General features: G+C 74.8%; 8 protein-coding genes and 1 pseudogene. 3 read left to right on the top strand and 6 right to left on the bottom strand.

Annotated elements, in window-relative coordinates; translation table 11 throughout:
* Positions 1–227, bottom strand: a pseudogene (locus tag AB0947_RS02560) (flavoprotein); the annotation flags it as partial.
* Between the two features lie 138 nt (positions 228–365).
* Positions 366–1,274 carry a helix-turn-helix transcriptional regulator gene (locus AB0947_RS02555; protein WP_366748447.1) on the bottom strand — a complete coding sequence of 303 codons (909 nt, stop codon included), beginning with the start codon at positions 1,272–1,274 and terminating at the stop codon, positions 366–368.
* Positions 1,275–1,794: 520 nt separating this feature from the next.
* Between AB0947_RS02555 and AB0947_RS02550 the strand changes: the two genes are divergently transcribed.
* Positions 1,795–3,234, top strand: coding sequence for an MFS transporter (locus AB0947_RS02550; protein ID WP_366748446.1), 1,440 nt, complete (start codon positions 1,795–1,797; stop codon positions 3,232–3,234).
* A gap of 480 nt (positions 3,235–3,714) precedes the next feature.
* Here AB0947_RS02550 and AB0947_RS02545 read toward each other — a convergent pair whose 3' ends face one another.
* Positions 3,715–4,545, bottom strand: a complete 831-nt coding sequence (locus tag AB0947_RS02545) for a M55 family metallopeptidase (RefSeq protein WP_366748445.1) — start codon at positions 4,543–4,545, stop codon at positions 3,715–3,717.
* 89 nt (positions 4,546–4,634) lie between these two features.
* Here AB0947_RS02545 and AB0947_RS02540 point away from each other — a divergent pair, with 89 nt between their 5' ends.
* Together AB0947_RS02540 and AB0947_RS02535 are read left to right on the top strand one after the other, a co-directional pair.
* Positions 4,635–4,907 (top strand): hypothetical protein, encoded by a 273-nt coding sequence (locus AB0947_RS02540; RefSeq protein ID WP_103812681.1) that lies wholly within the window; start codon positions 4,635–4,637, stop codon positions 4,905–4,907.
* 117 nt (positions 4,908–5,024) lie between these two features.
* Entirely contained in the window at positions 5,025–6,839 is a 1,815-nt protein-coding gene (locus tag AB0947_RS02535; protein WP_366748444.1) for a phosphatidylglycerol lysyltransferase domain-containing protein, read from the top strand.
* A 201-nt stretch (positions 6,840–7,040) separates the two neighbouring features.
* Here the strand turns inward: AB0947_RS02535 and AB0947_RS02530 are convergent, their stop codons facing one another.
* The 3 genes from AB0947_RS02530 to AB0947_RS02520 all read right to left on the bottom strand — a co-directional run.
* Positions 7,041–8,477, bottom strand: coding sequence for a HAMP domain-containing sensor histidine kinase (locus AB0947_RS02530; RefSeq protein WP_366748443.1), 1,437 nt, complete (start codon positions 8,475–8,477; stop codon positions 7,041–7,043).
* Entirely contained in the window at positions 8,478–9,206 is a 729-nt protein-coding gene (locus tag AB0947_RS02525) for a response regulator transcription factor (protein ID WP_366748442.1), read from the bottom strand.
* A gap of 204 nt (positions 9,207–9,410) precedes the next feature.
* A partial coding sequence (locus tag AB0947_RS02520) for an NAD(P)H-dependent oxidoreductase (RefSeq protein WP_366748441.1) occupies positions 9,411–9,755 on the bottom strand: 345 nt, incomplete at its 5' end.

Genomic DNA, 9,755 nt, shown 5'->3' with positions numbered 1-9,755 from the left:
CGCGGGTCTCCCGGTGAGCGCCAGGCGGAGCGGATCGGGTAGCCGGTCCGGGCCTCGACCGCCTCCGCGTCGATGAAGCCGAGGCCCCGGGGCGTGGCGACGACGCCGACGTCCCAGTTCGCCTCCTGGGCGGCGGTGATGAGTTCGCCGACGTCAGGGGCGACGCCGCTCGCGCAGACGACGACGTACAGGAAGGGCTTCTTGTCCGGGGCGGTCGGCTCGGTCACGCGGGCACTCCCGTTCGGCGGTGGATACGGCGAAGTCCCGGCAGGCTACGTCGGCGAAGGCGGGAAGGGCAGCCGGTGCGTGTCCCCGTGCGGGGCGGCGGCGGGCCGGCCACGGGCCCGGACCCGGCCCTCGTCGGCTCAGGTCCCGGTGGCGTGGGCGACCGTGATCGCGTCCGGCGCGGGCAGCGCCGGCCCGGCGGACGCCGCCGTACCGGGCAGGAGGCGCAGGGCCGCGTCGGAGGGGGTGCCGGGTGCGGCCGTGTAGGCGATGAGGCGTTGGCCCGCGGGGCCCGGCAGGCACAGGTTCTCGAAGCTCAACTCCAGCGTGCCGACCGCCGGGTGGCGCAGGGACTTGCTCCCCGAGGCGCAGGTGCGGACCGGGTGCCGGGCCCACAGGGCGGTGAACTCGTCGCTCCGGATGGACAGCCCGCCGATCAGCTCGGCCAGTGCGCGGTCGTCGGGGTGCCGGCCGGCGACCAAGCGCAGGGAGGCGACCGCGAGGTGGGCCTCCTCCTTCCAGTCGGCGTACAGGGCCCGGTACCGCTCGTCCAGGAACAGCATGCGGACGAGGTTGGGGCGGGCGGTGAGGGTGTCCGGGGCGTCCCCGGGCAGGTGCGCGGCGAGCAGGGCGTGGCCCAGCCGGTTCCAGGCCAGGACGTCGTTGCGCCGGTCCAGGATAAGCGCCGGCACGTCGGTCATGGCGGCGAGCAGCTGACGGGCCGACGGGGTCGCGTGCTCGGCACGGGGTGCGGCCGGGCGGCGCCGGGCGGCGGGGCGGGCCAGGTCCCTGAGGTGGGCGGTCTCGTCCTCGGTGAGGCGCAGGGTGCGGGCGATGGCGTCCAGCACGGAGTCGGAGACGCCGGCCGCGCGGCCCTGTTCGAGGCGGGTGTAGTGGGTGATGCTGACGCCCGCGAGCAGGGCCAGCTCCTCGCGACGCAGCCCGGCGACCCGGCGGCGGGCCGGCGCGGTCGCGAGGCCGACGTCCTGCGGCCGCAGCGCGGCACGGCGTGACTTGAGGAAGGCTCCCAGTTCGGACGGCGCATCCATGCAGGCCTCCGGGGGGTGTGGCGGGCGCCGGCGCGGGTGCGGGGCGCACGCCTTCCGGGTGTACGGCGGTCGCCGTCCATCCTGCCCGGCGGGCGGCGTGAGCGGGACACCCGAAGGTGGTCACGCGATGACCACCCTCGCGGTGGGCGGTCGCAGGGGGGTGCTGGCCGGGGCGGGCGGCACGGACGACTCTTGTGGCCGGCGGAGGCGCCGGGCCCGGCACCTCCGCCGCACAGCGGCACCTCCGCAGGACACCGGCAGTCCGGAGCACCCGCGACCCGGATCACCCGCAACCCGGATCACCGGCACCTCCGCCGACCCCGGCACCCCCGCAAGAACCCCGCACCTCCACCGACCCCGGCACCTCCGCAAGAACCCCCGCACCTCCACCGACCCCGGCACCTCCGCAAGAACCCCCGCACCTCCACCGACCCGGCGACCACCGCGCGGGCGCTCCCGCCGCCCGTCGGCACCCCGCGCCATCCGTGAACGCTTCCGCAGCAGAAGGGACCGTCCCGTCATGTCCGTCACCGTCACCCCTCGGCCACCCGGCGTCCCCGCCGTCCTCACGCCCCGGCTCCGCCTGGTGCTGGTGCTGCTGCTCGCGGCCCAGTTCATGCTGGCCGTGGACTTCTCCATCCTGAACGTGGCCCTGCCGGTGATCGGCGCCGGTCTGGGCTTCCCGCTCGCCCGTCTCCAGTGGATCGGCACGGCGTTCGCCCTCTGCGCTGCCGGGTTCACGCTGCTGTTCGGGCGGGTCGCCGATCTCTTCGGCCGCCGCCGGGTGTTCCTGGCCGGTCTCGCCGTCCTCGGCGCGGCCTCGCTGGCGGGCGGACTGGCGCGCAGCCCCGACGTGCTCATCGTGGCCCGGGTGTTCCAGGGGCTGGCCACCGCCGCGGTGACCCCGGCCGGTCTGTCGCTGCTGACGACGTCCTTCCCGGAGGGCCCGCTGCGGGAGAAGGCGCTCGGGCTGAACGGGGCGCTGATGTCGGCCGGTTTCACCACGGGGGCGATCCTCGGCGGCCTGCTGACCGACCTGCTCTCCTGGCGCTGGGCGTTCTTCGTCAACGTACCGGTGGCCCTCGCCGTGCTGCTCGTCGCGCCCACCGTCATCGCCGAGTCCCGGCCCGAGCAGCGGCCCAAGACGGATGTGCCGGGTGCCGTCACGGTGACGCTCGGACTGCTGGCCGTCGTCCTCGGTCTGACGCAGGCCGGTGAGCACGGCTGGGGCGCGCCGGACGCGCTGCTGCCGCTGGCGGCCGGGGTGGTGCTGCTGGGGGTGTTCACGGCGGTGGAGCGGCGGGTGTCCGCGCCGCTGGTGCCGCCGCACGTGCTGGGCAGGCGATCGGTGGCGTGGGGGAACGTGGCCGGTCTGACCGCGTTCCTGACCGAGACGTCCCTGGTGTTCCTGCTGACCCTCTACCTCCAGGAGGTGCTCGGCTTCTCGCCGTTGGCCGCCGGGCTGACGTTCGGTGTGCTGGGCGCGGGGACCGTCGTCGGCGGCGCCCTCGCCCCGCGGCTGATCGGCGGGCTCGGTGCCACCCGGGTGCTGCTGGCCGGCGGCCTGGGCCAGGCCCTCTGCACGGCGGCCCTGCTGGGGCTCGGCACCGGCCGTTCCTCGCTGTGGCTGCTGTCGGCCGCGACCTTCGCGGGCGGTGTGGGCAACATGCTGGTCATCGTCGGCTTCATGGTGACCGCCACCTCGGGTCTCGCCGACCGGGAGCAGGGACTGGCCACCGGGCTGGCGACGATGACCCAGCAGGTCGGGATCACCATGGGGACGCCGGTGATGAGCGCCGTCGCCACCGCCGCGATGAGCGGTACGGGGGCCGTGGCCGTCCTCGGCGGTCTGCGGACGGCGATCGCGCTGAACGCGGCCCTCGTACTCCTGGGCACCCTCACGAGCGTGCTGTTCCTGCGGGACGGGGCGCACCGGCACCCGGCCGGCCGGTCCAGCTGACCGGCGCCGGCCGCCCGGCCGAGCTGAAGCCGGCCCGCCGGCCCCGCCCCCTCGAACGCCCGCACCACGTCCTGCCGGGTCCCGGTGAAGCGGGCCCGGCGGCGCAGCGGGCCGGGACCACCCGCCGGGTTACGAGGAGGCGGGCGGCGGTGGCCGTACCGGCGCCGTCGAGGACGGTGCGCGGGCCGCGGGCCGTACCGGGCCGCTGCCCACCCCACCGCCCGGATCGTGGAGCACGCCCCGGCCGCCCTCGCAGCCGGCGCCGCCGACCCGCTCACCGGGCCGGACGCGGAATGCCTCACGACCTGCGCATCCCCGCCCCGCGACCCCAACCCGCCCCACCACGGCCACCGCCACCGGTACTCCACCGCCACGGCGACCACGCCCACGCGGCCCGCCTCACACCCGCCACAGAACCGGCCGGCCACCACACGGCCCGCCACCGGACCGGGCAGCCGCCGCACGGCCCGCCGGTGGGCGTCAGCAGTACGGCGGCTGGTTGGTGAGTGACGCCGCCACCCGCATCCACACCCCGAACTGCCGGTACAGCGCGGGCAGTTGGCCGCTCGCCCGGACCGTCCTGGGGTCCTCGGCCGTCACGCCGGGGATGCCGAGCAGGGTCGCGGCGACCGAGGCGGACTGCCAGCGGACGGTCAGGGTGGCCTCGGGGGCGGAGGGTGCGGGGCGGCGCGGGCCCTGGGACAGCGCGCGGGTGACCGCCTCCTCGATGGCCCCCCGCGCCTCCGCCTCCGGCCGCAGCTCGGCCGCGAACCGGTCGCGTGCGTACTTCACCGGGACGGTGACGACCGACGCGTCCCACTCCGTCATCTCCGCGCACGCCGCGTCGTCACCCGTGAGGGCCACAATGGGCACCCCGAGGGCGGCGGCCGTGGCGTGGGCGAGGCCTATCTCGCCGACCGGGCGGCCGTCCAGCCACATGTCCTCGATCTCGTGGCCCATGAAGCTGTGGCTGAGCACGCCCAGCGCACCGGCCCGGGAGTGGTAGCCGACGCACAGGGCGGCGTCGTACTCCCCGGTCAGCCCCTCCAGCATGCCGAGCTGCTTGGGCTTGCCGCGCACCAGACGGGCCGCCGGGTGCAGCGCGCCGGGGAGCAGGTTGCGCATCGGCCCGTGGGCGTCGTTGACCAGGATGCCGGTCGCGCCGGCCGCCAGCGCGCCCCGTACGGCGGCGTTCACGTCCTCGGCCATCATGGTGCGGCCCCGCTCGTAGTCCCGGCCGCCCGGCTGGACGTCGTCGGCGTCGACGAGCCCGGTGATGCCTTCCATGTCCACGCTCATGTAGATCCGCACGGCGTCGACCCTAACCGACCCTACGTATTGTAGGTTCCCAAGCGCCGACGGCCACCGGGCCGTGCACACGTCTGTTCAACGGGGGACCCATGCAGGACACCACGGAAGCGGAGCCCGGCACGGAGGTCTGCGCACGCAGTCTCGCGCCGACCCTGACCGTGCTGATCGTCAGCCTGGTGATCGCCGCCGTCGGTGTGTACGAGCTGTGCGGCTTCGGGCTGCACAGCCTGGACCGGCGTCCGCACCTGTTCAGCGACGGCCTCGCGACCGGCGGGGTCATCGTCGCCGCGGTGGCCGCCGGGGCGGCGGTGGGCAACCTGGCCTGGCTGCTGACGGCGGCCCGGCGCGGAGGCGGCGACTGAGGGCCGCCGCGGGAGGGGAGGCCGTGCGCCGGCCGTGCGGATGCATACCCCCTCGTTACCCTACAAGCTGTAGGGTCGGCGGTGCCCCGTCCCCGTCCCCAAGGGTGACCAGTCGCCATGCCCGCACCACAGACGACGTCCGAACAGTGGACGACCACCGCACGACAGTCCTCCCCCGTCCCGCCGCGGCTCCCCGCTCCCCGCCGCGCCGTCCGCGTCCTCACCCCCCGCCTCCCGCGCATCGGCGGCGACCACCGGCTGCGCGCCCGCGCCGCCACGGCCACCGTCTGGTACCTGCGCCTGCTGGCCGCGCTGAACCTCGCGGCGGTCGTCTCCCTCCCCTTCCGCGAAGAGGTCCACGAACACAACGCGGGCCAGTTCTTCACCCCCTACCTGGCCACCGCCGGCCTGGTCTCGGCGGCCCTCGCCCTGTTCCTCGCGGTGGTCATGCGCCGCCGCAAACGAGCCGCCTGGCTCTTCAACCTGCTCCTCGCCGGCCCCCTCCTCGGCCTCTACGCCGCCGCCCTCACCCGCGCCCCCTACCGCGAGCACGCCTTCAACTGGGTCTCCACCGCCCTGACCGGCCTGTTCGTCGCCGCCCTGCTGCTCGGGCGCCGCGAGTTCGACGCCATCGGCGACCGCTCCAACCCGCGCCTGGCCCTCGCCACCGGCATCGGCGGCATCCTCGTCGGCGGCGGCCTCGGCACGCTCCTCGTCCACGCGACGAACAAGGTCACCGGCGCCGGCCTCAAGGACGAGATCGCCTACACCCTGCTGCGCGGCATCAGCGTCGGCCCGCTCGCCGACCACGTCACCGCCGTACAGGCCCCCCGCTGGGTGGACGTCATCGTCAACATCCTGATGGCCGTGGCGTTCCTCGCCGTCCTCTACGCCTGCTTCCGCGCCCCGCGCGGCGCCTGCCTGCTCGCCGAGGAGGACGAACACAGGCTCCGCGACCTGCTGGAACGCCACGGCGAGCGCGACTCCCTCGGCTACTTCGCCCTGCGCCGCGACAAGGCCGTCATCTTCTCCCCCAGCGGCAAGGCGGCCATCGCCTACCGTGTCGTCGGCGGGGTCAGCCTCGCCTCCGGCGACCCGCTCGGCGACCCCGAGGCCTGGCCCGGCGCCATCGACGCGTGGCTCGCCGAGGCCCGCCGGCACGCCTGGACCCCGGCCGTGATGGGCGCGAGCGAGGAAGCGGGCACGGTCTACGCCCGGCACGGCCTGGACGCGCTGGAACTCGGCGACGAGGCGATCGTGGACCTCGCCGACTTCACCCTGGAGGGCCGGGCCATGCGCGTGGTCCGCCAGGCCCACAACCGGGTCCGCCGGGCCGGCTGCACGGTCCGCGTCCGCCGCCACGAGGACATCCCGGCCGAGGAGATGGCCGTCCTCGTGGACCGCGCCGAGCACTGGCGGGACGGCGCCACCGAACGCGGCTTCTCCATGGCCCTCGGCCGCCTCGGCGACCCGGCCGACGGCCGCTGCGTGATGCTGGAGTGCCGGGACGCGCAGGGCGAACCCCGCGCCCTGCTCAGCTTCGTGCCCTGGGGGGAGCGCGGCCTCTCCCTGGACCTGATGCGCCGCGACCGCGCCTGCGAGAACGGCCTGATGGAGTTCATGGTCGTCGAACTCCTCCTGCACGCGCAGGAGCTGGGCATCGACCGGGTCTCGCTCAACTTCGCCATGTTCCGCTCGGTCTTCGAACGCGGCGCCCGCCTCGGCGCGGGCCCGGTGCTGCGCCTGTGGCGCTCGACCCTCACGTTCTTCTCCCGCTGGTGGCAGATCGAGTCCCTGTACCGGGCCAACGCCAAGTACCGCCCCGTGTGGGAACCCCGCTTCCTGCTCTTCGCCAAGAGCAGCGACATCCCGAGGATCGGCCTGGCGAGCGCCCGCGCCGAGGGCTTCCTCACCCTGCCGGGCCGCTCATAGCCCCGCGTGCCACAGGACGGGCGGCCGCACGGAGGCGACCGCGTCACCGGGGGAACAGGAGTCCGTGCCGTCAACGAACACCCGGGCATACGGCGACGCCACGGCGGCGAGCACGGCGGACGGATGGGCGCACCTACGCGTCCCGGGATGGGTACACGTACCCAACCGGCGACAGCGGCCGGCCACCTGCGCCCGCACGCCTCAGGTACCGCTGCCGCCGCCCGGGACGATCCCGCCGCCCACCGTGAAGCCGATGACCGCTCCCCCGCCCTCCCGCCGGAAGGCGAACGGCGCTCCGCCGTGGGCCATGGCGATCTCGCGGACGATCGACAGGCCGAGACCGGAACCGGGCAGGGAACGGGCGTCGGCGGCGCGGTAGAAGCGGTCGAAGATGCGGACGAGGTCGCCCTCGGCGATCCCCGGCCCCCGGTCCCGCACCTCCACCCGGACCGTCCCCGGCCGCGCCGGCCCCGTGATCCCGATCTCGATCGGCGCCTTGCCGTCCCGGTCGAACTTGGCCGCGTTCTCGACCAGGTTGGAGATGGCCCGCTGGAGCATCCCGGCCCGCCCGTCGGTCGTCGTGTCACCGCTCGCGCGCAGCACGATCTCCCGGCCGGTACGGCGCCGGGCCAGCCCCACGACGTCCTCGGCGAGGTCGGCGAGGTCCACCCGCTGGGGCGGCTCGCTGTCGGACTGCCCGGCGGCGAGGTCGACCAGCTCGTTGACCAGGTCGGTCAGCTCCCGGGCCTCCTGGGAGAGGTCGGCGACCAGCTCCTCCCGGGTGGCGGGCGGCAGCTCGTCGATCCGTCGCAGCAGCGAGATGTTCGTACGCAGGGAGGTCAGCGGCGTGCGGAGTTCATGGCCGGCGTCCTGCACCAGCCTGCGCTGGTCCTCCTCCGACTGCGCGAGCCGCCCCAGCATCCGGTCGAAGGCCCGGCCCAGACGCCCCACCTCGTCCAGCCCGGCCACCGGCACCTGGATGCCCAGCTGCCGGGTGCGGGCGACGTCCTCGGCGGCCGACGTCAGGATCACCAGGCGCCGGGTGATCCGCCGGGCCAGCCACCAGCCGAACAGCCCGGCCGCCACCACGACCGCCGCCATCAGGATCAGCGTCCGCTGCTGGAGCGCCCGCAGCAGGTCCTCGGTGTCGCTGAACTCCTGCGCGACCTGGACGGCCCCCCGCCCGTTCCCGAGCGAGACGGTGGCGATGCGGAACAGGTCCGCGTCCACCCGCACGTCCTTGTGCTCGACCACCTGCCCGGCCGTCCGCGCGAGCGCCGTGGCCCGGTCCCGGGAGGTGACCGGCAGCACCGGGCTGCCGTGGTCCACGATCTGCCCCCGCGCGCCGAGCACCTGGACGTCGGTGCGGGCGGGACGGACCAGATCGTGCCCCGGACGGGAGGAGGAGAAGTCCTCCGGACCCATCCTGTGCTGCCGTACCTCGTCCCGGACGTCCTGCACGACCTGCGTGAACACCGACTGCTGGTCCACCCGGACGAGCCGCGCGGCGGAGTTGTACGACATGATGCCGACCAGGATCGTCACCGCGGCGGTGACGGCGGCGAAGGAGACCGCGAAGGTGGTGCGCAGGGAGACCAGCTTCGGCCGGGGCCGGTCCGGCAGCCACCGGCGGCCCACCTAGTCCTCCCGCAGCACGTAACCCACGCCCCGTACGGTGTGGATCAGCTGCGGGGCGCCGGGCTCGTCCAGCTTGCGGCGCAGATAGCCGACGTAGACGGCGAGGTTCTTGGAGCCGGGGCCGAAGTCGTAGCCCCAGATGCGGTCGTAGATCGTGGAGTGGTCGAGCACGATGCCGGCGTTGCGCACCAGCAGTTCCAGCAGCTCGAACTCGGTCCGCGTCAGCTCCAGCTCGCGCCCGCCGCGCCAGGCCCGGCGGGCCTGGAGGTCCATGCGCAGACCTGCGGCCTCCACCTGCCGGTCGGAGGACACCTGCGCCTCACGGACCGGGCCCTCGGGGCCGCCGCCGGGCACGGACACCGGGCTGGTACGGCGCAGCAGCGCGCGCAGCCGGGCGAAGACCTCCTCGACGTCGAACGGCTTGACCACGTAGTCGTCGGCGCCGGCGTCCAGACCCGCGATGCGGTCCGCGGTCTCCACGAGGGCGGTGAGCATGAGGATGGGCGTGCGGTCCCCCTCGGCACGCAGCACCCGGCACACCTGGAGCCCGTCGATGCCCGGCATCATCACGTCGAGGACCAGCACGTCCGGCGGGTTGCGGTGCGCCTGCGCCAGCGCTTCCACGCCGTCGGCGACCGCCGTCACCTGGTACCCCTCCAGCGTCAGGGCACGCTCCAGGGCATGACGGATGGCACGGTCGTCTTCGGCGAGCAGCACAGTCTGGGGCACATCCCCAGTCTGCCAAGGCGTCCGGCGGTTCGACCGGGCCCGCCGGACCTACGATCACCCTTTTTACCGGCCTCTCACCGAGGAAGAGACAACCGGTGAAACCCCCGGACCGCTCCGCCGACGGGAACGGTCACAGGCCGGCGCCCACCCGAGACGGCGGCCTCTCAGCCGGCCGGGTCGGGTGGGCGGGCGCCCTCAGCGCCCTCAGCGCCGCAGCGCCGCGAGCTGTTCGGCGAAGGGCACAACGGCCTCCTCCCCCCGCCGCGGAGCCAACGGCATCAGCGCGGCCAGCTCTCCCGCGGCCCGTTCGATCCGTTCGGCGAGCCCTTCGGCGCCCCAGTCCTCGGAGGCGGCGTAGACCCCGGTGGGGACGACGACGGCGCGGAGGTAGGCGAACAGCGGGCGCAGCGCGTGTTCCAGTACCAGCGAGTGCCGTCCGGTGCCGCCGGTGGCGCCGATCAGGACCGGCTTGCCGGTCAGCGCGTCCTTGTCGAGCACGTCGAAGAAGGACTTGAACAGGCCGCTGTAGGAGGCGCTGAAGACCGGCGT

The sequence above is a fragment of the Streptomyces sp. NPDC047841 genome, assembly GCF_040704085.1.
Classification (GTDB): Bacteria; Actinomycetota; Actinomycetes; order Streptomycetales; family Streptomycetaceae; genus Streptomyces; species Streptomyces argyrophylli.
This window is presented reverse-complemented; position numbering and strand designations above follow the sequence as displayed.